The organism is Paenibacillus terreus (assembly GCF_042138595.1).
In the GTDB taxonomy this organism is placed as follows: Bacteria; Bacillota; Bacilli; order Paenibacillales; family Paenibacillaceae; genus Paenibacillus; species Paenibacillus terreus.
In genome coordinates, this window is sequence record NZ_JBHIRX010000003.1 from 302,613 (window position 1) to 324,642 (window position 22,030).

Annotated in this window: 20 protein-coding genes; 9 read left to right on the forward strand and 11 right to left on the reverse strand. The window is 51.3% G+C overall.

All coding sequences use genetic code 11. The annotated features are described in order from the left end of the window. Nucleotides 1–5: 5 nt before the first annotated feature. Nucleotides 6–563 (reverse strand): glycerol-3-phosphate responsive antiterminator, encoded by a 558-nt coding sequence (locus ACE5KN_RS08325; RefSeq protein WP_375525762.1) that lies wholly within the window; start codon nt 561–563, stop codon nt 6–8. 263 nt (nt 564–826) lie between these two features. Between ACE5KN_RS08325 and ACE5KN_RS08330 the strand changes: the two genes are divergently transcribed. Genes ACE5KN_RS08330 through ACE5KN_RS08340 form a run of 3 tightly spaced genes read left to right on the forward strand, consistent with a single transcriptional unit; the run spans nt 827 to nt 3,712 of the window. Then, nucleotides 827–1,711 (forward strand): PRD domain-containing protein, encoded by an 885-nt coding sequence (locus tag ACE5KN_RS08330; RefSeq protein WP_375525761.1) that lies wholly within the window; start codon nt 827–829, stop codon nt 1,709–1,711. After that, nucleotides 1,708–2,214 carry a PTS sugar transporter subunit IIA gene (locus ACE5KN_RS08335; RefSeq protein ID WP_375525760.1) on the forward strand — a complete coding sequence of 169 codons (507 nt, stop codon included), beginning with the start codon at nt 1,708–1,710 and terminating at the stop codon, nt 2,212–2,214. The genes ACE5KN_RS08330 and ACE5KN_RS08335 overlap by 4 nt, the downstream gene beginning before the upstream one ends. A 37-nt stretch (nt 2,215–2,251) precedes the next feature. After that, a complete protein-coding gene (locus ACE5KN_RS08340) occupies nt 2,252–3,712 on the forward strand; it encodes a PTS transporter subunit EIIC (RefSeq protein ID WP_375525759.1) in 1,461 nt (486 codons plus the stop codon). Between the two features lie 91 nt (nt 3,713–3,803). Here the strand turns inward: ACE5KN_RS08340 and ACE5KN_RS08345 are convergent, their stop codons facing one another. Then, complete coding sequence (locus ACE5KN_RS08345) at nt 3,804–4,280, reverse strand: Lrp/AsnC family transcriptional regulator (RefSeq protein ID WP_375525758.1); 477 nt, start codon at nt 4,278–4,280, stop codon at nt 3,804–3,806. Between the two features lie 163 nt (nt 4,281–4,443). Here ACE5KN_RS08345 and ACE5KN_RS08350 point away from each other — a divergent pair, with 163 nt between their 5' ends. Continuing rightward, nucleotides 4,444–5,352: an alpha/beta hydrolase gene (locus ACE5KN_RS08350; RefSeq protein ID WP_375525757.1), complete on the forward strand. Its 909-nt coding sequence runs from the start codon at nt 4,444–4,446 to the stop codon at nt 5,350–5,352. Between the two features lie 162 nt (nt 5,353–5,514). Here ACE5KN_RS08350 and ACE5KN_RS08355 read toward each other — a convergent pair whose 3' ends face one another. Continuing rightward, complete coding sequence (locus ACE5KN_RS08355; RefSeq protein WP_375525756.1) at nt 5,515–5,667, reverse strand: hypothetical protein; 153 nt, start codon at nt 5,665–5,667, stop codon at nt 5,515–5,517. A gap of 474 nt (nt 5,668–6,141) precedes the next feature. Between ACE5KN_RS08355 and ACE5KN_RS08360 the strand changes: the two genes are divergently transcribed. The 5 genes from ACE5KN_RS08360 to ACE5KN_RS08380 all read left to right on the forward strand — a co-directional run bounded on the left by ACE5KN_RS08360 (nt 6,142) and on the right by ACE5KN_RS08380 (nt 10,716). Continuing rightward, complete coding sequence (locus ACE5KN_RS08360) at nt 6,142–7,410, forward strand: ABC transporter substrate-binding protein (RefSeq protein ID WP_375525755.1); 1,269 nt, start codon at nt 6,142–6,144, stop codon at nt 7,408–7,410. Nucleotides 7,411–7,458: 48 nt separating this feature from the next. Continuing rightward, nucleotides 7,459–8,334 (forward strand): carbohydrate ABC transporter permease, encoded by an 876-nt coding sequence (locus tag ACE5KN_RS08365; RefSeq protein ID WP_375525754.1) that lies wholly within the window; start codon nt 7,459–7,461, stop codon nt 8,332–8,334. A 22-nt stretch (nt 8,335–8,356) separates the two neighbouring features. Beyond that, nucleotides 8,357–9,184, forward strand: coding sequence for a carbohydrate ABC transporter permease (locus ACE5KN_RS08370; protein WP_375525753.1), 828 nt, complete (start codon nt 8,357–8,359; stop codon nt 9,182–9,184). 212 nt (nt 9,185–9,396) lie between these two features. Next, nucleotides 9,397–9,813: a nuclear transport factor 2 family protein gene (locus ACE5KN_RS08375; RefSeq protein ID WP_375525752.1), complete on the forward strand. Its 417-nt coding sequence runs from the start codon at nt 9,397–9,399 to the stop codon at nt 9,811–9,813. A gap of 21 nt (nt 9,814–9,834) precedes the next feature. After that, complete coding sequence (locus ACE5KN_RS08380; protein ID WP_375525751.1) at nt 9,835–10,716, forward strand: NmrA family NAD(P)-binding protein; 882 nt, start codon at nt 9,835–9,837, stop codon at nt 10,714–10,716. 87 nt (nt 10,717–10,803) lie between these two features. Here ACE5KN_RS08380 and ACE5KN_RS08385 read toward each other — a convergent pair whose 3' ends face one another. The 8 genes from ACE5KN_RS08385 to bglX all read right to left on the reverse strand — a co-directional run bounded on the left by ACE5KN_RS08385 (nt 10,804) and on the right by bglX (nt 22,012). Next, nucleotides 10,804–11,904 (reverse strand): GerAB/ArcD/ProY family transporter, encoded by a 1,101-nt coding sequence (locus ACE5KN_RS08385; RefSeq protein ID WP_375525750.1) that lies wholly within the window; start codon nt 11,902–11,904, stop codon nt 10,804–10,806. After that, nucleotides 11,904–13,118, reverse strand: a complete 1,215-nt coding sequence (locus ACE5KN_RS08390) for a Ger(x)C family spore germination protein (protein WP_375525749.1) — start codon at nt 13,116–13,118, stop codon at nt 11,904–11,906. Before ACE5KN_RS08390 ends, ACE5KN_RS08385 begins: the two co-directional genes overlap by 1 nt. Next, nucleotides 13,115–14,626 carry a spore germination protein gene (locus ACE5KN_RS08395; protein ID WP_375525748.1) on the reverse strand — a complete coding sequence of 504 codons (1,512 nt, stop codon included), beginning with the start codon at nt 14,624–14,626 and terminating at the stop codon, nt 13,115–13,117. The genes ACE5KN_RS08390 and ACE5KN_RS08395 overlap by 4 nt, the downstream gene beginning before the upstream one ends. A 149-nt stretch (nt 14,627–14,775) precedes the next feature. Beyond that, nucleotides 14,776–16,071, reverse strand: coding sequence for an MFS transporter (locus tag ACE5KN_RS08400; RefSeq protein ID WP_375525747.1), 1,296 nt, complete (start codon nt 16,069–16,071; stop codon nt 14,776–14,778). A 66-nt stretch (nt 16,072–16,137) separates the two neighbouring features. Next, nucleotides 16,138–17,289 carry a winged helix-turn-helix domain-containing protein gene (locus ACE5KN_RS08405; RefSeq protein ID WP_375525746.1) on the reverse strand — a complete coding sequence of 384 codons (1,152 nt, stop codon included), beginning with the start codon at nt 17,287–17,289 and terminating at the stop codon, nt 16,138–16,140. Nucleotides 17,290–17,363: 74 nt separating this feature from the next. Beyond that, nucleotides 17,364–18,188 (reverse strand): helix-turn-helix domain-containing protein, encoded by an 825-nt coding sequence (locus ACE5KN_RS08410; protein ID WP_375525745.1) that lies wholly within the window; start codon nt 18,186–18,188, stop codon nt 17,364–17,366. Between the two features lie 193 nt (nt 18,189–18,381). Continuing rightward, complete coding sequence (locus tag ACE5KN_RS08415; protein ID WP_375525744.1) at nt 18,382–19,755, reverse strand: glycoside hydrolase family 32 protein; 1,374 nt, start codon at nt 19,753–19,755, stop codon at nt 18,382–18,384. Next, entirely contained in the window at nt 19,748–22,012 is a 2,265-nt protein-coding gene (bglX, locus tag ACE5KN_RS08420; protein WP_375525743.1) for a beta-glucosidase BglX, read from the reverse strand. Before bglX ends, ACE5KN_RS08415 begins: the two co-directional genes overlap by 8 nt. Between the last annotated feature and the right edge of the window lie 18 nt (nt 22,013–22,030).

Sequence of the window (22,030 nt, forward strand, 5' to 3'; positions counted from 1 at the left end):
TTTTTTCACAGACGATAATGGTCAAACAGGTTCTTATTCGAAGTGGTCACTGCCGTTGCCCCGGCAGCAAGCGCCAATTCCACTTCCTCGACACTGCGGATCAGCCCGCCGGCAAGAATGGGGATGCCTGTCCGCTCATTGACTTCAGTAATCATGTGCGGCATGACACCAGGCAGCACCTCAATAAAATCCGGCTGTGTTTTCTCAACCAGCGCATAGCTTTTCTCCAGGGCAATGGTATCCAGCAGGAACAGACGCTGGATGGCTAAAATCCCCTTTTTCTTCGCTGTGGCAATGACGCCTGCGCGGGTGGAAATGATGCCGAACGGCTTAATCTCCTGGCACAGATACTGTGCCGCAAATTCGTCATTCTTCAGTCCATGCACCAGATCGGCATGCAGCAGCATATTCTTCTCCCTGCCGCGGGCCATCTGGTACAGACTGCGCAGCTGCGCCACATGCGTATCGAGAAATACGCCATAGTTGTAGCTGCTCTCCAATATCGAGTCAAATTGCTTCATATTCTTAGCAGCCGGTAAAATCTGCTGTCCGTAAAAAGCCATGTCCGCCTCCGTTCAGGTTTTCTTTTCTGTGTGATATTAATCATATATTAACCGACGAATGAGGGAATAACAAAATTGGGGTTGACGGTGTCAGATAGGCTTCTATATGATGTAGGAAGAACGTACTATATATTAATTGGCGTGTTACCATCCCAGAGGGCATGAGCCAAGAAGCGAACATGAGAATATACTCGCTTCTTGGCTCTTTTTGCCGTTCATAATAGCATAGGCATTCAATTTAAAAAGCAAGGAGGCGGTGAACCGTGAGTGAAGGAATGCTGCTGCAGGTAGAACGGGTTGTCGGCAGCAACATTGTTCTGGCCCGGTCACGGCAGAATACCAAAGAATATGTGCTGATCGGCAAAGGGCTGGGATTTGCATTCAAGGGGGAGAGTACCGTTCAGGCCGATGACCCGCGGATCGAGAAAAGATTCCGGCTGGAGGACCGGGAAGAATGGAACCAGGCACAAGAGCTGATGAAGGACCTTGACCCCAAGGTAATTGACATCTCCGACCGGATTATCCGCCTGATTGCCGAGCAGTTTCCCGGCAAGCTGAATGACAAAATCTACCTTGCTCTGCCCAGTCACATTCAATTTACCTTATACAGGCTCCGCAATGGCATGGAAATTCTGAACCCTTTCCTGCTGGAGACGAAGCTCAGCTTTCCCAAGGAATTCGAGATTGCCTCGGAAGCCGCGGCCATGATCGGGGAAGCCTTTGGCGTTGAAGTTCCGGAGGATGAAGCGGGTTTCCTGACATATCATGTGTATTCCTCCGTCAACCACGTGCCTGTCGGACAGCTGGTGAAGGTGTCGAATGTGATCAGCAAGCTGCAGTCCATCATTGAAGAGGAAGGAGGCATCCGCTTTGCCCAGGGCAGCCTTAGCCAGGCAAGGCTCATGATTCACCTGCGCTTTTCCATGGAGCGTCTGTACCAACAGCCCATGACGGCTCCGACTTTCGCCGAGTATGTACGCAACGAGTATCCGTCCGAATATCAGCTGGCGAAGAAGCTTAGCGCAGTCATGGCAGAGGATCTGGGTACGGAGGTACCTGAAGAAGAAACCGCTTTTCTCGCCATGCATTTATATCGTCTCTATCAGACACACGCCAAATTACACAACGGGAAGGACAACACGCAATGATCTGGAAATGGAAAAACAACAAATCTTCTAACGCATCTGAAGCCATATCTGTCGCCTCCCCGCTTACCGGAACCTGCGTCAGCCTTGCGGAGGTGCCTGACGAGGCATTCGCGCAGGGCCTGATGGGACCGGGAGCCGCTGTCATCCCGACGGCAGGCAGACTGGTCGCACCGATCGACGGAACCGTGGTGCACCTGATCAAATCGCACCATGCCGTGATGATCGAGCACAGCTCCGGGCTGCAGCTCTTGCTGCATGTCGGCATCAATACCGTCAGCCTGAAGGGACAGGGCTTTGCTCCCCGGGTACAGACCGGGGACCGGGTGACGGTCGGCCAGACCTTAATCGACTTCGATTTGAATGAAATCGCTTCCGCCGGATATCCCGTCATCACTCCCGTTCTCGTTGCGAATGCGGCTGAACAGCCGTGGGAGATGCAGCCGGTCTACGGCAGCAAGGAAGCGGGTCAGGGCTCCATCATGAAAATCACCTTGGCCAAATAATATAGACCAATAATAAGGAACAGAAAGGAAGATACATATGCTGAAAGCATTGCAAAAACTGGGAAGATCCCTGATGCTGCCTGTGGCTACACTGCCTGCAGCCGGGATTCTTCAAGGCTTCGGCCTGCTGAATTATGAAAAGGATATTCCGCTCGGACCCGTGGTAGGGGGATTTCTCAATCAGTATGTAGCCCCGTTCCTGAATGAGGGGGCGGGTGCGATCTTTGGCAATCTCGCACTCATCTTCGCCGTCGGTGTGGCGATCGGGTTGGCCGGGGATGCGGTTGCCGCGCTTTCCGCCCTGATCGCTTATATGGTACTGACACGGATTCTGGGCGCGGTTCCAGGCGTATTCGGCTATATTCCGGACGACGTCAAGCTGGATATGGGCGTCTTGGGCGGTATCTTTGCCGGGCTGCTTGCAGCCTACATGTATAAAAGATATCACAATATCAAGCTGCCCGACTGGCTTGGCTTCTTCTCCGGCAAACGCTTTGTGCCGATGGTCACCGCCGGCTCCATGCTGATCCTGGCCATCCTGATCGGCATGATCTGGAGCCCGGTACAGGATGCAATCGGCGCTTTCGGTGCCTGGATTGTTGGTTTCGGCGGCGTTGGCTCCATGGTGTTCATGATCGCCAACCGCCTGCTCATTCCGCTCGGCCTGCATCATGTCATCAACTCCATCGCCTGGTTCCAGATCGGAGATTACACCAATGCGTCCGGGGAAGTCGTACATGGCGACCTGACTCGCTTCTTCGCCGGCGACCCTACTGCAGGCATGTTCATGTCCGGCTTCTTCCCGATCATGATGTTCGCTCTGCCGGCGGCAGCACTTGCCTTTATTCATACTGCCCGGCCTGAAAAACGCAAGATGGTCGCTTCCATCTTTATCGGCGCGGCATTGGCCTCATTCTTAACGGGTATTACCGAGCCGCTTGAGTTCTCGTTCATGTTTGCCGCACCTCTGCTGTATGTGGTGCACGCCGTCCTGACCGGGGTGGCGGGGCTGGTTATGTACCTGTTGAATGTTAAGCTCGGCTTCGCTTTCTCGGCTGGCCTGATCGATTATCTGGTGAACATGAAGCTGTCGACCAATCCGCTGCTCATGATTCCGGTCGGCCTCGCTTTTGCGGTCGTCTACTACTTCCTGTTCCGGTTCATCATCGTTAAGTTCAACCTGAAAACACCGGGACGCGAGGATGATGTCTACGATGCCGATGCCCGCGGGGATTCCCCTGCCGTTGCAGCCGCGTCCGCTTCAGGCAGTAAGGCCAGTCAGGTGCTCGCCGAGATCGGAGGCGCGGACAATATCGAAAGCATCGACGCCTGCATTACCCGCCTGCGCCTTGTGGTCAAGAACGACAAAGCCGTAAACGACCAGGCGCTTAAGAATCTTGGTGCTTCCGGTATTATGAGGCTCGGCGGCGGAGCCGTGCAGGTCATCTTTGGTACCCAATCCGAAATTCTGAAGGATGAGATTAAAAAGCTGATGTAGGTTTCTAACCTGTTTCAAATGAAAAGCCCCTTAGCTCGTACCCCCTTCAAAGGGCGAACGAACCAGGGGCTTTTTCTTATGAGGTCAGAGGTCAGAGGTCAGCCAACTCGTTCTTGCCGGCAACGCCGCATGCTTCTTCCAGGGAATGAATGAGAGGGGCATGATCTAAAGGTGACGACATGATGATCAGAGTGGTATAAGTGCCATATTTGTCACATTGAACACCGAAATCTTCAATAGCGCTTATGGAGTCAGTTACGATTTTTAATAAATAATTGTGATCTCCGCTGATGCGGTGACATTCCTTGACGTAAGGAGATGAACGGACGAAATCAAGGAATGCAGGGCAATTGCTGGTACGGAAAAGCATATAAGCCGCTGCGCTTTTTCCTACTTTCTCCGGAGAAAGGACTGTACGATAACCCATAATAATCCCTTTTTCCTCCATGCGTCTGACTCTCTCCGTTACAGCGGGTTGGGACAGCCCCACACATTTCCCCAGCTCCGTCATCGATATTCTCGCCTGTTCCTGAAGATAAAACAGGATTTGTTTATCTGTTGAATCCATTTTCGTGCTCCTCCTTTAAATTCAAAGCTATGTCTACATAATTCTTAGTATTTCTTAGTGAAATGAAAGTAATGAAATGGTTGCACCATGTAAAACAGATGATTTCCTTAATACAATAAACTTGTCTCAAAAAAGAAGCAAACGATCAAAGGAGGAAGGATTCATGAAGGCATCATTACACAAAGCACATCGCTTATTCAAGGACAATCTGCCAAGTTATTCTGCATCCGTTGAAGAGGTTCGAGAACATATAGAAGCCATGTTTGCCCTGCTTCCCGTAGCAAGTGACTTGATTACAGAGGAAGTAGATATTCATGGAATGAAAGGCGAGTGGCAGATCGTTCCGGAGTCCAGAGAAGAGCGTGTACTGCTGTATTTGCATGGCGGCGGGTTTATGTATGGAAGTATAGCTACACACCGTGGGGAATCCAGCGAATTGGGGAGAGCTGCCAAAGCCCGTACATTATCCATAAATTATCGTCTGGCGCCAGAACACCCTTTCCCCGCCCCCATTGAAGATGCGATGAAAGCTTATGACTGGTTATTGGACCAAGGATACTCTCCTAAAAATATTATTATTGCCGGTGATTCGGCAGGCGGCAATCTTACTGCAGCCCTTTTGATGAGTATTCGGGATACAAAGACACCTTTGCCGGCAGGCGGGGTCATGATTTCTCCATGGATTGATTTGGCGCAAAGCGGGGAAACCTATATCACCAAAGAAGCTGTAGATCCGGTAAATACCAAGGAAGCAATCAAACAGTTGGCTGATAATTACTTAAAAGGGGTCTCTCCGACTGTACCATACGCCTCGCCTATGTACGGCGATCTTAGAGGACTGCCCCCTATCTACGTCATGGTTGGCGAAGCTGAAATCATGTTGAGCGAGTCTTTAACGTTCGTGACACAAGCGGCATTGGCAGGGGTGGATATCCGCTTCAGCTCCTGGCCTGCCATGATTCATAACTGGCTGTGCTGTCATTCCTTCCTTGAAGAAGCGAAAGCAGGAATTTTAAGTGCCGGGGTTTTCATGAACGAGCTTTATGAAAAACGGCAACCTGAAAACCAGTAATTAATTCTTCTAACAACCAAATATGAAATCCTGAAGAATGAGATTAAGAAGCTGATGTAAGCCCGGATTTGCTTTGAACTTTGAACAGTAATGCCCTTTAGATTGGGCCCTCTTTCAGTGAGTGGGCGAGCTAAAGGGCATTTTCATAGACAAGCGGCTCTGTCAATTCAAATCTACAGCAGAGACTTGGGCCTTCCCCTCACCAGCAGGTGTCAACAAGAACAACTGGCCGCTGTCATAGCCAATTGGTTTGCTTTTCATCGTATTCGCTGTCGTTTGGACTTCTTGTACAAGCTTGCCATCCTGATCATACATGGCGAAGGTTTCAGGTAATCCATTTCCCTCGTGTTTCAGACGACAAAACTATTCTAATGGTTGCCACAGCCGCTATTGGATCCAAAAACGTTGATTTCAAATTCTAGCGGTTGCCATGTCGCTTATTTCACTTGAGCGGAGCATTTTCGCATGGATTATGACAAATAGCGTCGATCACGACCGTTAGAATTGGAAAAGGTCTTATTTTCGTAAAATAGCAGCTGCTACACCCGTTAGATTTCAGGCAGACGCATGATCAGCTCGAAAGCTTAAACTTTCGTGGAAGTCTGAAAGTACAGCCCTTTTATCCGCTATGCACTCCATATTTGAATTTTTACGCACAAATAACGCACATCATCCGGTACAAAGCTCATACAATAGCAATACATAAGCAGCATACATCGCATTCGCCGCCGCACCGTGGACAAACACACCGGAAAATGGTGATTTTCAGACTTCAAGGGGGTATGTTGTGTGAAATTAATCTTAATTCTTGCTCTGCTGTTTCTTATTCTCTGTGTGCTGAGCGCGTGCAGTCCGTCTTACTCACCTGGTGATTCCTCGTCAAACGAAAAAAAGATAACGCTTACACTATGGTATTGGAACCGCTCCATCGATGATAAACTGATTGCCGAGGCTGAAAAACAGTTCCCCAACATCCAAATCAATGCGCAGAAGATTGGCGGAGACTTCAAAGCCAAGCTAAAGACCACTCTTGCCGCCCGCACGGGCGAACCGGATATCGTAGCGCTGAACGACTGGATGCCGGAGCTGTTTACAAGCGCGGACCGCTTTTATGATCTCTATGAGCTGGGAGCAGCCGACCTGAAGGATCAATATCTGGAATGGAAATGGCAGCAGGGCGTCACGCCTGAAGGCCAAATGATCGCTTTTCCGATGGACACCGGACCGACGGCCCTGTTTTACCGCAAGGACCTGTTCGAGCAGGCCGGATTACCTGGTGAGCCGGAAGAAGTCAGCGCCTCCATCCGCACCTGGGACGATTACATGGCCGCTGGCGAGCAGCTGCAGCAGAAGCTGGGAAGCGGAGTATTTCTGACTGACAATATTGGAAACGTTTACAACCAGGTGCTTGGGCAAGCCTCCGAGCTGTACTTCAAGCCTGACGGCACCTTTATCGGCGATCAATCGGAAGCGGTTCAGCACGGCTGGCAGACGGCTGTTAGCTTCCACCAGCACAAGCTGCTGGCCAACGCAGACGGCTGGACGCCGGAATGGAATGCTGCCATGAACAACGGCAAGATTGCCTCCTTCGTAGGCGCCGTCTGGATGAAGCAGGTGCTTATGGAAGCCGCCCCGGACACCGCGGGCAAATGGCGGGTGGCGCGCGCTCCGGAAGCCGACGGCAATCAGGGCGGTTCCTTTCTCTCCATTCTCAAATCCAGCAAGCATCCCAAAGAAGCCTTCCAGGTGCTGACCTGGCTGCAAAATCCGGAAAATCAGCTGCGAGCCTATCAAAGTATCGCTCTCTTTCCATCCACACCAGGTGTGTTCGAGGACCCGGCAATGGCTAAACCTGAGCCCTTCTTCGGGAATCAGGCTACCGGTGTCGTGTTCGCCGAATCGGCGCGCAACGTCAAAACCGTCTTCTTCGGCGAGCGCCATCCCGTCATCCACGGCATCGTCACCCGCCGGCTGGCTAATATCGCCAAACAGAATGCCGACCCGCAGACGGTATGGACCGAGACGCTGCACCGCATTGAGCGGGAGCTGCAGCGATAGGGGCGCCAGGACCAGAAGAGCGAAATCTTTGTGAAAAGGGTGATCAACATGCTGAGAGAAATATGGAAGCACCGGGCTTTGTATGCCGCCATTTCGCCTTTTTATATCGTGTTTGCGGTTTTCGGCCTCTTTCCTGTCGCCTTCTCCCTCTATCTGGCGTTCCACAAGTGGGATGGCATTGGGGCAATGACCTATAACGGGTGGGGCAATTTCCGCTATATGGTGACTGATAATGAATTCTGGCAGGCTGTCGGCAATACGCTGCTGATCTGGGTGTACTCCACCATTCCCATGCTCTTCTTCGCCCTGGTCATTGCGTTCCTGCTGCATGCCCCTTTCGTAAAACTGCGAACCTTGTGGCGTGTCGGCTTCTTCCTGCCCAATGTAACCTCCATTGTTGCCGTAGCCATTATTTTCGGCGCCCTGTTCGCCAACAATTTCGGTTTTCTCAACTTCATCATGCAGCAGCTGGGGCTGCCGATGATTCAATGGCTGAATGTCCCCTGGGGAATTCAGATTGCCATATCCTCCATGGTCGTCTGGAGATGGACCGGTTATAATGCGATCATTTACCTGGCGGGCCTGCAGAGCATTCCGCATGTGCTGTATGAAGCGGCCAAAATCGACGGAGCCACCGGCGTGCAAGCTTTCTTCCGCGTTACCATTCCCATGCTGCGCCCTGTCATTTTGTTCACGGTTATTACATCGACCATCGGCGGCATGCAGCTGTTCACCGAACCGCAGGTGCTGGTGGGCAATGACGGCGGGGCTGGAGCCAGTGGCATGACGATTGTGCTGTATTTATACAGGGAATCATTCGTCAACAACTACTTCGGTTACGGAGCAGCGGTCGGCTGGGGCATGTTCCTGATCATCGCGCTGTTCTCCATTCTGAACTGGAAGCTTGTGCAGGGGAAAAAATGACACAAAAAGGAGGTCCTGCGGCATGATGCAGGCAAAAACAAGGACCGTTCTGTTATATGCCGGACTGCTGGCCGGTATGATCATTTCCATGTTCCCTTTTTATTGGCTTATGGTTATGTCCACACGCACCACTTCGGACATTTACCACTTCCCTCCACAGCTTTGGTTCGGGGGTCAGTTCTGGGACAACATTTCACGGGTTATGCAGCAGATTGACTTTGCGGGGGCTTTTTTCAACACCCTGTTTGTAGCCGGATCGGTAACCCTGCTGGTGCTGTTTTTTGATTCCCTGGCCGGATTTGCCTTCGCCAAATTTGATTTCCCGGGAAAAAAAGCTTTATTTATTGTCCTGTTGGCCACCATGATGGTGCCCTCTCAGCTGTCCCTGGTCCCTTCTTTCGTCATGATGGCCACCTTCGGCTGGGTCGGCACATTCAAGGCCTTGATCATCCCCGGCATGGTGAATGCTTTCGGCATCTTCTGGATTCGCCAGTATGCAGAGGAATCTATTCCGAGCGAGCTGCTGGACGCGGGGCGCATGGACGGGTGCGGTTTCTTCCGGCTGTACTGGAACGTCGCCCTGCCCATTCTCCGTCCGGCCTTCGCCTTTCTCGGCGCCTTCACATTCATCGGGGCCTGGAATGATTATTTATGGCCCTTGATCGTGCTGACGGATGAGCGCAAGTTCACGCTGCAAATCGCCCTTTCCCAGCTGAACGGAATTTACAATACGGATTATGCCATGGTCATTTCCGGGACTCTGCTGGCCGTGCTGCCACTGATTATTCTGTTCCTGTTCATCAGCCGCCAGTTCATTTCCGACATTGCCGCAGGTGCCGTCAAAGATTAAGAAATCCAAGTAAAATCATTCAGACGCCTCTCTTTAGTCCAATCGATTTCCAACAATCAGCCCTTGAGCAATCAGAGCGTTCAAGGGTTATTTCTGCTGCATAAAAAAATTCCAGACCAAACAGTCTATTTTTTTATTGACTATTTGGTCTGGAATGGTTACGATGGTGTCAGGAAGCTTCCACTCAAAAAATATCCGAGGTGAGTAATAAGATGACTGAAGCACAGAAAATTTTCCACGAGTTCACCGAGTCTATCCTGAACCATGACGCCGCCCGCTTTGCCGAGCTATTCGACGAGCAGGCCGTGTTCGAATATCCTTTCGCTCCCCCCGGCTATCCGGAAAAGCTGGAAGGCAAGGACACCATCCGGGAATATGTAGAGAAATTCCCCGAGTTCATCCGGATCAACCGGTTCAGTGGGCCAGAGATTCATGAGGCTGCAAATTCGAACGTGATCGTAATCGAGTTCACCTGTGAAGGGGCTATGACCGCTTCTGAAAAGCCCTACAACCAGACCTATATATCTGTCATTCATACGAAGAACGGTAAAATAATACGCTACAAGGATTACTGGAACCCGCTTGTTGTACTCGAATCTGCCGGCGAAAGCAATCCGCTTGTAAATTAAAACAAAGGAGAGATCACGAATATGACCACTAAGCAGGATAAAATATTGGTGCTCGGCGCTACAGGCAAGACAGGCAGCCGCATTGCCGCCAGACTGGACCAGCTCGGATACACGGTTCGGACCGCTGGCCGCCGCCCGGGAGCACACGGAGCCGAGCACGTACATTTCGATTGGAATGACCCCACAACTTACGAAAATGCTTATAACAACGTGAATAAAATATACTTAGTTGGCCCTATCGCAGTCATGCATCCGGAAGAGGTCATGATTCCTTTTGTGGAAAAAGCCATCCAAGCCGGGGTAAAGAGATTCGTGATGCTCAGCAGCGCCTCCGTACCCGAAGGAGGCCCTGTATTTGGCAGAGTGCACGAGGCCTTGCGGCAATTGGCACCGGAATGGACAGTGCTGCAGCCCTCCTATTTCATGCAAAATTTTACCGAGGGACAGCATGCCGCCACGATTCGGAACGATGGAACCATGGTTACCGCAACCGGGGATGGACGGGTGGCTTTTGTCGATGCGGATGATATTGCCGAGGTGGGCGTCCGTGCCCTGATTGACGAGCAGCCGCATAACCGGGCCCATGTCATTACAGGTCCCGAAGCGCTCAGCTATGCGGATGCCGCCCGGATTATCGGGGGCGCAGCCGGTATCCGCATCAGGCACAAGCCAATCAGCGTAGATGAACTGAGCAGCGGATTTGCCAAAGCGGGCATCCCGAAAGAATATGCGGCCTTTCTCGCAAGTCTGGATGAAGGGATTCGCCAGGGTGGCGTGGAGGATCAGGTGACGGATACGGTGAAACGGGTTACGGGAAGACGGCCGAAGCCGCTGTCCGACTTTGTCGCCGAGCATACAGCAGTCTGGATGCCAACCGGAGAACATCCGTCGCCATCACTGTAAACCGGGCCATTTCCACACGAATGGCAGATCCGCATGACCGGTCTGCTTTCGCGACACCGGATGGGGAGCCGCCATACTGATGCCTCCTCATCCCGTGTGGCCCTTCTTTTTCCTGACACTCCCCGCAATCCACAGCAGCAAAGGCAGAGCCACCATGTGTACAGGCATCACATAATAAATCCACACCCTTCTCAGCAGCTCCTCGGGGGAAGGATTAAGGCTGATCAGACTCATGCATATGATAAAAACGGCAACAGCCACAAACCACACCATCCTGCGCCAGTTTTCCTGCTTCCCGATCCACTGTGCGGTGCCGTAGCTGGCTATAAATACATAAACCGACAGCTTGATGAACACGCTGAGCAGCCAAACGGCAACGGCTAAAAGATCCACATGCTGAATAAATTCCACCAGATATACAATCTTGACCATTTCAAAAAAAGGAAAATACATCGCGGAGGCAACCGCAGGTTCAAAAGTCATGATCACCCACATGGAGCCCAGCAGCAGGATGATCGAGGACAGCAGCACCCCCCTCAGAACGCTTCTTCGTGTCGTGCTCCCAGGCTGATCTACGAAAGGAAACAGCATCATGATCAAAGTGACCTCGCCTGTAAGCGAGGCCGGCGTCAGAGCTCCTTTGGCAATGGCAGTCAGCCCCGAATCGGCATACACCGGAGCCAGTGAATGAATATCCAAATTATGCATTGTCATCGCAAAGATCAGTCCCAGAATAATAAGCAGCAGCGGCCCCCACAGCTCACTGCAGCGGCCAATCGCCTCAATCCCCCCTTTTTGGAGACCATAAACGATCACTGCAAGCATACCAAGCAAAATGACGTAAGGCGGAGTGTACGGAAGCATGCTCACACTGATAAAGTTATATTCATCACGCAAAATCGCGCTGATGACCCAGTACCACTGAAGAAGAAAAAGCAGCCCGACCAGCTTGCCCGGCCATTTCCCCAGAATGGTCATGCTGAATTCAACAAGTGTCTGCTTGGGGTACAAAAGGCTCGTCTGTGCAGCGATATACCCTACTGCCAGTCCGAATAAGCCGGCAGCAAGATAGGATATCCAGGCATCCTGTCTCGCTTCTGTGATTGCCGGTTTCAGGGACAATAGCAAATTCATGCCTATTTCCAAAATCAGTACGATCCACCACAGCTGTCGATTGCTGATCTGCATCAGGATTCCCTCCCGTCTTCGTGATCAGGCTTCGGGATCATTGAAGGGCCGTCCACACCCGTTGAAATAATGGACACATTGACTTGTACTGTAACCCGGGCGCGCACAAATTCCTCATCCCATACAGGCTTGATTTTCTTCCACTGATAAGGGTACTGATGATGAATGGAACGGCCCAATCCGAAGATATCCGTCCCCAGCTGTTTTTGCGTATTCTTTATTACTTTTTCAACTTGCTCCTCAACCTGACGGTTAAATGCCTGCTCTATTTTTCTGGCGTTTTCCGGCCTGCCCACATCAAGATGGGTATTATTTTCGAGAACAGCCGCCATACCTTTCAATTCTATATGAAAGCGAAACGGGTCCGAGCGAAGGTCCGGTATGATTTTACTTTTTAAATTTTCCGCTCTAACAGCGACATTCTGGTTATCCTGCATCTTAATGAAAAAAAACCTGCCGCTCAAACCCTGAGTGGTCCACAATCTGACCCAGTAATCCTGGTAGTCGATATATCCCCGCAGCTTCAAATCCCTGCCAAATACCGCCGTTCCATCGAACTGTACAATTTCTGTAGGGGCATTGGGCTTCTCAGGCTTGCCATTTGGCGGTTTGATGGGCTGAACAATCCGGACTGAAGGCACGACAGGCATTCCTTCTCCGTTCAGCATAATGAAGAAATCAAGCAATGACCGGGCCTCAGGCACACCCATCTTTTCCTGAATCTTCTGTATGGCCACCGCCGGGTTCCGCTCCAGCTTGTAAGTCATACTCATCGCTCTTTGGGCCGAATCCCCCTTGACCACAAAAATATTGGTACGCATACGCGCCATCGGATTTCTGACATACTCGTCCAGCACATCTGCCAGGCCGTGCTTTGCCAGCTCCTCACCGATAAAAATATTGCGCCGGTGACCCGGAAAAAGGACACGTGACAGCTTTTTCTGCATATTCTGCGCGGCATCGAGCACCGACTTTCCGTATGCGCTCTCGATCAGGAAGCTGTTCTCTTCCCCGTCCGTACTACCGGATCTGGAGTTGCCAGGGACGACAATGTTGGCTGTAGCCAGATATCGGCCGTCCTTGGTAAGGTCCATTCCCCATCCCAGCATAATGGCACGGTCGTTGAGCTCCAGCCGATCCCAGCAGCCTGTGGTCACTGTACAGCTGATTAAAAGCACCGCAACCAACGCAAGCCTGGCTATCGCTTTCCTCACTGGCTCTCCCCGCCTTTATAACGGGCACGGGTATACACGTCTTTAAACCGTGACTTGATGGCCGGTGCCACCGGAGCCATGTAAGGAAAGCCAAACGGTTTTAAAGTGACCATATGCACGCTGAGCGCGATCAAAAACAGCAGGATCCCATAAAAACCGATGAAGCCCGCTACAATGAGCAAAGGAAATCTCAGCATTCTGTACGCTGTGCCCATATCATACCGCGGGAACACGAAGGAGGCGATTCCCGTGGTAGCCACAATAATGACCATAGGCGCCGATATAATGCCCGCTTCCACCGCGGCCTGTCCGATCACCAGCGCACCGACAATGCTGACCGTAGGGCCAACCTGCTGCGGCAGGCGAATGCCTGCTTCCCGCAGTCCCTCGAAGACAAGCTCCATGAATAACGCCTCAATAACCGCGGGAAAAGGCACCCCCTCACGGGACGACAGGATGCTGACCAGCAGAGAGGTGGGGACCACCTGCGGATGAAATGTCGTTAATGCCACATAAAGGGAAGGAAGCAGCAGAGACATATGCACAAAAGCATAACGGATCCAGCGCACGAAGGTCATATAAAAGAACCGTTCATGATAATCCTCCGCCGATTGCAGACCCGCCCAGTAGGACATCGGCACAATCAGGACAAATGGGGACTGGTCCATCATAATGACCACTTTTCCTTCCAGCAGACTGGAGGCCGCCACATCCGGACGTTCCGTATTCTGAACCTGAGGAAACGGAGAATAAGGATCGTCTTCGAGCTGTTCCTCGATTTTCGCTGAACCATCGATACCCTCTGTTTGTATCTTCTGAAGCCTCCGCCGAACCTCCTGCACCAAACCGGCGTCCGCCGATCCTTCGATATAGGCAATGATCAGCCTCGTTCCGGTCAGCTTCCCAAGGACCAGGGATTCCATTTTCAGGCGGCTACTGTGGATTCGCCTGCGCAGCAGCGTTGTGTTCGTGCTCAGCATTTCCGTGAAGGAGTCCCGCGGGCCGCGCACTACCCTTTCCGAAGTAGGCTCTTCGATTCCCCTTTGCTCCATCTTGATAAAATTCACAAGCAAGGCTTGCTGTTCTCCTTCAAACAGAACCGCGATCTCGCCGCTCAGTATACCGTCCTCCAAGGACTGATAATCCAACGCCTTCTTGATCTGTGCAGCAGCAATGAGACGCTTTTCCAGAATAGCGGGCAAAACCCCTTCCTCCGGGGCATCATCATGCAGACCTTCCGTCAAAAGAGGCTCCAGCAGCATCTGATTCAGCATCTGGGTGTCACTCATACCTTCGATATAAACAAGACAAACCCGATTATGCCCATGAATACTGATTTTGCGATAAATGATATCCGAGCAGCGCTCGAAGCTCTGCTGCAGCGTCTCGATATTGTCAGACAGCCCTTTTTTCAGCACGGTTGCAATTTCGGGATCAGACAAAGGCTGAATCTTGTACTTTACTGCCCCCTGCTGGCCCCGCTTGCCGAACCATTGGTCCCAGAACATGGATGTCCCTCCTTTGGACTAGATATGCTGTCCCAAGACCGGGAAATTATGCACATTAAGCCAGCTCTGCTCCAACAAAAAGGGATTGCCCCCACCCAGTTCATGGTGAGAACAATCCCTACTGCACGTCCTTTCCAGACCGTCAAATCTCAGGAGAGAGATACTCTTTCTCTCTGTGCCTCTACCTTACCCGCTCTCCCCCATAGTCGGGAACGGAGAAGAAAAGCGGCCAGTCCCAGCAGGGTCACCGTTAAGCCTATCCAGAAAAAGGCCGTGCCGACCCCGGCTTCCCGTATCCACAGACCGCCGATCAGCGGTGCGGTGACCATAATGACTCCCATCACCGTATTCTGGATGCCGAACACCCGGCCCACCATCGCTGCTGGCGTACCTGTCTGCAGGGTATACGTCTGCGTGATCATGCTCATTCCATTCCCGATCCCGATCATCACCCCGACAGACAATAAAAGAGGCAGCCCGACGCCTGGTTTCATCAAGCCCAGCGCGGCAATGCCGCTCCCGATCAGCAGCGCCCCGCCACCCAGGCCCCAGCCGGGGGACACGTGTGCGAGACGTTTCATGACAAGCATGCAGCCTGCGCCTCCGGCGCCAATGGCGGCAATCAGCCAGCCTGTCAGCGATTCATCCCCTGGCGCGAGAAAGCGCAATAGTACAGAAAACTGGTAATCGATCATCAGAATGGCTGTCATGCCGACGAAAACAAACAGCAGTGTGGCGAGCAGCAGCCGGCTGCTCAGCAGGAACGCCCACCCTTCGCGCCATTCGGTCAGAAAATGCTTTTTCACGGCCTCCTGTCCACCATCGCCCACACCCACGGTACCGCCAATCTGGCGTAAGGGCCAGAGCAGCGCACAGGAAGACAGGCGCATAAGAGCGTTGATCACAATACAGGCCTGCGGGGACACAAGCGCGAGCGCCGCCGCCCCCAGCAGCGGTCCCGCCACCTTCGCGCTCTGGTTCACCAGGCCGTTCCAGGCCGAAGCCTGCAAAAGCTCCTCCTCCGCCACCACTCTGCGGGTCAAGCCCTGCTGGGCAGGCAGCTGAAAAATACCTGCTGCTGCCCGCACAGCAAGCAGCGGCAGCAGCCAGGCAATGCCGGGCACGAACAAAATCAACAGGGTCAGCAGCGCAGCAGCCAGATCACAGACCATCATCAAGCGCGCCTGACGGACACGGTCGGCGAGCGCCCCGGCGAATGATCCGAGCACGAGCCCCGGCAGCGCCATCACAACCGGGATCAGGGCGACCAGCAGCGGATCGGCTCCCCACCTGTATACTACCAGTACCTGAATGGCAATCGCATCAAACCAGTCGCCAAACGAAGCAGCCGCGTGAGCAGCAAACATGAGGCGGAAAGGGCGGCTGCTCCAAATGCCCGCTTTCCGGATACGAGGGTTCTGTTTTACCGTTTCTTCCGTTTTCATAAATAATGCTCATCTCCTGTATCCTTCTGATAGAGATGATGCTAACGGAAGATTGTCAGAGGAATATCAGACAGTATCCAGAGCATGCTCCAGCCAGGACGCCAGCTTGGGGCGCAGGACGGAAAGCCGGTTTTCCCGGTCCAGCCGCTCATAGATCCGTTTGTATTTATGTTCGAGCCGTTCGTGTGGACAGTGCAGCTCCAAATACCTGATGATTTGGCATACCGCTTTGATCTTCATAAGCTCCTGCCCTGCTGTGTGCAGAATATCCATGCCCTCATCCATCAGCTTTTCTGCCTCTTTGGCGTTACCCTCGCAGAGATACCACAACCCTTTGAAAATCGTATAGCGCCCCCGTTCCCGCAGGTAGGGCATCTCTTCCAGCATCGCTTCAACCCGCTCGAATTGTTCGCGAACCTTGCTGGGCTGCCCGGCGGACAAGTACAAATAAACTTCCAATATAGCAACAGGAAGCACAAACCCGTCCAAGCCCTCCTTCTCCACACTATTACGTGTTTCAGGCAGCAGCGCGGCCGCCCGTTCCGGCTCTCCGTTCTCAATATGCGCTTCCAAAATGCTCAGGAGGCGCAGCTCCCTGGCATGCGGTGGAGGAAGAGCGCCTGTCGCGAGCGCCCGCTCACACTGCTGCACTGTATAAGGCGTGACCGGCCCTGTAGCCCAATAAAGGAGCAGGCACCAAAACAGAATCTCCGCAGCAGGAATATCTTCCTCCTCCAGAAACCACGCAATATCCGCCTGCACAAACCGGGCATACATCCGATACCAGGGACTCAGCTCAAAGCCGAGCTGCTCCTCCTGTGCGGCAAGCGCCAGGAGTGAGGTCCCCTGCCCCAGCAGATGATATCTTCGCAGCAGTGTGTGTACCGCCTCATGCATTTGCGGATCGTTCAGGGAAGGCTGCAGCCTCTTCTCCGACTGTTTCAGGACCAGCTTGTAGCCCAGCCCTCTGACGGTGCGGATGGATAACCAGCTCCAGCGGCTCAGCTTCTTGCGCAGCCTGTACACATGATCATCCACCGTCCGCTCCACCGGATACTCCAAGGGCCATACATGATCCAGCAGCTGCTCCCTGGTGAACACCTGATTGCGGTGATCGTACAAAAAACGCAGCAGCGCAAATTCCTTGGCCAACAGCGTTTCCCTTTCCGCACCGTACGTTACTTTAAAGCCATCTTCTTCAAATTTTAACCCGCCCATTCCCGTACCTCCGCTCTATCCCGCATAAGCAGAGCATATCATATTCCGCTCCGTACGGTCATGAGGTGAAGGTGTTATATCGAATTTGATTTTTTGTATTCATAAGGCGTTTTGCCCATGACTTCCTTAAAAGCTTTTCTAAACGATTTTACGTTGGGAAATCCCGTCTCATAGGATATGTCTGTAAGCGACTTATTCGTGGTATCCAATAAATCGATGGCCTTTTCCAAACCAAGAATCTGCTTGTATTCGGTAAACGTCTGACCTGTGTATTCATGAAACATGCGAGATAAATAAGCCTCGGAATAACCGCAGAAGCGGGCTGTTTCGGCCAAGCTGATATTTTCGGTATAATGCTCTTTAATGAAGTCCATGATGGTCTTAATCTTCTGCTGCTTTTCACTAAATATTTGAGGCGGAATGTCTGCCGCCTGACTGCAATGATTGACAAGCATATATTTAAGCTCGATAATTCGGCTTTGTTCCAAAATGTAATCGTATTCCCCCTTGGAAATATGCAGCTCATAAATATCCATTAACAATCTTCTTAATTTGGAAAGTATTGCATCCTCAATATGGTTTTCTTGAGTATTTAATTGTATGGTGACTTGTTCATTGGCAAAAAAGGAACCCGGAAATTGCAGCACCAGAACCCGGTTCTCCGTAATGCTCTGTGTGGAATGCGGAACATTGCTGTTCATGAACAGCATATCATTGTTCATTAGAATGGTGACCGTCCCCTCGTGCCACACCTTCAGGCTCCCGCTAATGCAGTAGATCATTTCCATATGGCTGTGGAAATGCATGGGAATGACTCTCTCCGTATCTTTTGCCTGAAACATAAAGAGGTTGATCATCTTTCTTCTGTCTATTTCAATATGCTCATATATTTTCTTCATATGACACCTCATCAGTCAGCCATGAGCAATCCGTTAATACTCATACTATACCGATAGTAAAATGCCCGGACAAGCTGCAATCCATTCAGCAGCCAAGGCAAAAAGGAAGGCTGTTCCTCCCGCCAAGCGAAGAAATGAACAGCCCTCCCTGGTCTGCAAGCTCTGCAGACGAATGATTAAGCTATGGTTTTACTTATTCCACACATTCCTGCAGCCGATACATGCTGAGTTCTCCTTCGTTATCGCCTGCCTCAAGCAGCAGATTGCGTTGTTCGCCATCCTCCAGGAAATAACGCAAGGAAAACACTTCTTCACCCTGGTTCACAAATATCTCTATACTTGAGCTTTCAATAAAAATTTGCAGTTGCGATAACTTATGAGTTAGTACTGCTTTTCTGTACTCCTGCTCGTTGGTCAACCAGTTGGTCCGCCAGACCGTCAGACTGTTGTGCTCCCGATCATACTCAATTTGCGCCGCATCCCTTACAACCATTCTGAAATTTCCCGCGAGCTTTGAAAATCTTATGAGGAGTTCTGCTTGTAAAGAAGGCAGCAACCATACATCATTTTGTTGAATATCTCCCTGTATGCCATCCAGCCTTAAGCTTTGTAACTCCCGTAATGGCTTCTGAACCAGCACACCGTCCGTCCATTCGATTTCTCTGGGAAGAGTCAGCGCATGGATCCAGCCTTCCTGAACGGTCGGGACGGCCCTCTCCACTTCCTCCGTCATGGCGCTCATCCACCCGAACATAATGATTCTACCACCAGCCTCAAACGATTGTGGCGCATAAAAATCAAATCCACGATCCAGCTCTTTAAACTCGGACAGCTTTCCCTCAAATTTCCCTGTCTCCGTTATTTTTCCGCTAATATATCCCGATTGGTTAGGATTTTTGTAATTTTCCCCCGCCTCCGACAGACCCTGAGGAGAAAAAACAAACACATCGTTTTCGGGAAATTGAAGCACATCCGGACACTCCCACATATATCCAAACGCATCATCATGCTCCAGAAATGATCCCAGGCATGTCCAGCTGGACAGGTCCTCGGATTTATATACAAGTGTATCACCCGTTAAATCCTCTCTTTGCGCGCCAACAATCAGCCACCAGTTTCCCCTCTGATCCTTCCATACTTTCGGGTCCCGGACATGCCTCGTATAACCTGTGGGATGCTCGAACAATGGGCCAATTTTGTAAAAACTCTCCCCATCCTCGGAAACGGCGGCGCACTGATAGCTTTCTTTTACTCCATCAGCCCGGACTACATTTCCCGTATAAAACAAATACAGCTTGTCATTATGAACAGCACCTCCGCCGGAATAAATGCCGTCTTTGTCATACCATTCCGAAGGCTCCAGCGCGATGCCTTTCCTGTGCCAATGCACCAGATCACTGGACACCGCATGGCCCCAGCATTTATTCCTATGCTCGGTGCCGCTGGGATTCCATTGATGGAACACGTGGTATTGCCCCTTGAAAAAGGCAAGCCCGTTCGGATCATTCAATAAACCGTAAGGCGGAGTGATATGATATTTCAAATTATAAGCATCGCTTCTATTCATGTTCCCCCTCCGGCAATAAAACAAAACTAAAGCTCAGTAAAATTTCATGCGAGCTTGGGCCGATATAAACATCAAATTCGCCCGGCTCGCTTTTGTATTCCATCCGGCTTCCGTAAAATTTAAGCATCTCTTCACGGATGGTAAATTGTACGCTTCGGGTCTCGCCTTTTCGCAACAAAACTTTTTTGAAGTCCTTCAAAACCATGACCGGCCTTGCCACACTTGCCGATTTATCGCGAATATACAATTGTACCGTTTCTTTCCCGTCATAAATCTCGGTGTTGGTAACAGATATGCTGATATGAATCGGCTCATTTGCTTTCATTTCCTTCCGGCTGACGGACTGCAGGCTGTACTCAAATGAAGTGTATGATTTACCGTAACCAAACGGATACAAGGGTTCGTTCACTTCGTCTATATATTTGGATGCGAACCGGTATGAGCCGTTTTCCGGTAAGTTTGGCCTGCCTGTATTCAGCTCATTGTAATACACTGGAATTTGTCCGACACTTCGCGGAAAGGTCATCGCCAGTTTCCCCGACGGATTTGTTTTTCCGTACAAAATATTGGCCAGCGCTTCCCCGCCCATCGTTCCCGGATACCAGGCCTGGATGATTGCATCTGCTTTGCCGGCAACTTCGGTGAGAATCAAAGGTCTTCCGCTATAAACGATCACAACGAGCTTTTTGCCCAATAAACTTAACTCATGAAGCAGCTTCAATTGCGGCTCGGGAAGCGTCGGATTCGTTCGCGATCCGCCTTCTCCGCTCTGATATATGCTTTCACCCAAGGCGAGGACGATGACATCCGCTTCGCCCGCATCCCGAAGCGCCTCATGCAGCAGGTCCTCCTCAGCGACGGTTTCACCAGGCAGCTTGTCCGCATATTTGCCAAGGGCCTGCCTCTCATCCAGAGGCAGCATGTACGCCCCACGGCATACCGAGAGAAGATCGGGATCAATATGCTTTAACATCCCTGTTTTCAAATTGACGGTATCCGCCTCATCCCCCTTGATGGCCCATATGCCCAAGGTGGAGTTTTCTTCCGCGTATGGACCGATCAGAGCAACCTTGGCCTGTTTTGACAAGGGCAGCAATTCATGATCATTTTTCAGCAAAACTACGGATTCTTCAGCCAAGGATAGCGCATTTTGTTTATGTTCATCTGACAGAACACTGCTTTTCTGCCGCTGCAAGGTTTCCTGTAATCCACGGAACGGGTCCTCAAACAGCCCCAGATCATTTTTCAGCTTCAGCACACGGTATACAGCTTCATTCAGCAGTCCCAGCATATGCTCGTCACCGGATATTACTTTCGCCAATTGATTGGCATATACGGCTGTCTTCATATCCACATCCACACCAGCCAACAAGGCCAGTCTGGCGGCGGCAGCCTCATTCTCTGCATAACCATGCATAATCAGCTCTTCAATAGCGGCATAATCCGAGATCAGCACACCGTCAAAATTCATTTCCCTTCTCAGCACGTCGCGGTTCAGCCATTCGTTCCCTGTCGCAGGGACGCCATTCAAGGTATTAAAGGCCGTCATAACAAGTCTTGCCCCCGCCGCGATAGCAGCATTATACCCTGGCAAATAATACTCCCTCAGCATATGCTCCGACATATCCACGGCATTATACTCACGTCCGGCGACAGGTGCCCCGTAAGCGGCAAAATGCTTGACACAAGCGGCAATTTTATGAGCAGGTATGGCACCTTGGGCACTCTCCAAATTCCCTCCCTGGATGCCCAGCACCGTGCTTTCAGCATATTTCTGCGCCAGCAATGTGTCCTCTCCAGGCGATTCCATCACCCGCCCCCAGCGAGGATCTCTAACGATATCCACCATCGGGGAGAAAGTCACATGAATGCCTTCATCGTAACATTCCCGGGCAGCAATCGAAGCGGCACGCTCTATCTGCTCATAGTTCCAACTGCAGGCTTGAGCAAGCGGAATCGGGAAGATAGTTCGATACCCGTAGATAATATCTGCCATGAACAGCAGTGGAATTTTATGAGTTGATTTCTCCAAGTAGTCCGTTTGCAGCCGGATAATTTTATCCGGGTCGGTCACGTTTAATATGGAACCTGTATTGTAAACATTGTAAGCGGTGTTCAACCCTAACTTTTTTAGAGGCCCCGTCACGACGGTATCCATATCTCCTTCAAAAAAGTCCCCCGTCAGCTGGACCAACTGGCCGATTTTCTCTTCAATCGAGAGGCTGTCCAATTTCTCAAGCAGTAAGTTGTTGTCCATATTTCTCTCCACATCGTT

Coding starts and splice junctions, on each gene's coding strand:
- ACE5KN_RS08325 (WP_375525762.1), bottom strand. CDS start 563: ATGGCTTTTTACGGACAGCAGATTTTACCGGCTGCTAAGAATATGAAG.
- ACE5KN_RS08335 (WP_375525760.1), top strand. CDS start 1,708: ATGATCTGGAAATGGAAAAACAACAAATCTTCTAACGCATCTGAAGCC.
- ACE5KN_RS08340 (WP_375525759.1), top strand. CDS start 2,252: ATGCTGAAAGCATTGCAAAAACTGGGAAGATCCCTGATGCTGCCTGTG.
- ACE5KN_RS08345 (WP_375525758.1), bottom strand. CDS start 4,280: ATGGATTCAACAGATAAACAAATCCTGTTTTATCTTCAGGAACAGGCG.
- ACE5KN_RS08350 (WP_375525757.1), top strand. CDS start 4,444: ATGAAGGCATCATTACACAAAGCACATCGCTTATTCAAGGACAATCTG.
- ACE5KN_RS08355 (WP_375525756.1), bottom strand. CDS start 5,667: ATGTATGATCAGGATGGCAAGCTTGTACAAGAAGTCCAAACGACAGCG.
- ACE5KN_RS08365 (WP_375525754.1), top strand. CDS start 7,459: ATGCTGAGAGAAATATGGAAGCACCGGGCTTTGTATGCCGCCATTTCG.
- ACE5KN_RS08370 (WP_375525753.1), top strand. CDS start 8,357: ATGATGCAGGCAAAAACAAGGACCGTTCTGTTATATGCCGGACTGCTG.
- ACE5KN_RS08375 (WP_375525752.1), top strand. CDS start 9,397: ATGACTGAAGCACAGAAAATTTTCCACGAGTTCACCGAGTCTATCCTG.
- ACE5KN_RS08380 (WP_375525751.1), top strand. CDS start 9,835: ATGACCACTAAGCAGGATAAAATATTGGTGCTCGGCGCTACAGGCAAG.
- ACE5KN_RS08385 (WP_375525750.1), bottom strand. CDS start 11,904: ATGCAGATCAGCAATCGACAGCTGTGGTGGATCGTACTGATTTTGGAA.
- ACE5KN_RS08395 (WP_375525748.1), bottom strand. CDS start 14,626: ATGTTCTGGGACCAATGGTTCGGCAAGCGGGGCCAGCAGGGGGCAGTA.
- ACE5KN_RS08400 (WP_375525747.1), bottom strand. CDS start 16,071: ATGAAAACGGAAGAAACGGTAAAACAGAACCCTCGTATCCGGAAAGCG.
- ACE5KN_RS08405 (WP_375525746.1), bottom strand. CDS start 17,289: ATGGGCGGGTTAAAATTTGAAGAAGATGGCTTTAAAGTAACGTACGGT.
- ACE5KN_RS08410 (WP_375525745.1), bottom strand. CDS start 18,188: ATGAAGAAAATATATGAGCATATTGAAATAGACAGAAGAAAGATGATC.
- ACE5KN_RS08415 (WP_375525744.1), bottom strand. CDS start 19,755: ATGAATAGAAGCGATGCTTATAATTTGAAATATCATATCACTCCGCCT.
- bglX (WP_375525743.1), bottom strand. CDS start 22,012: ATGGACAACAACTTACTGCTTGAGAAATTGGACAGCCTCTCGATTGAA.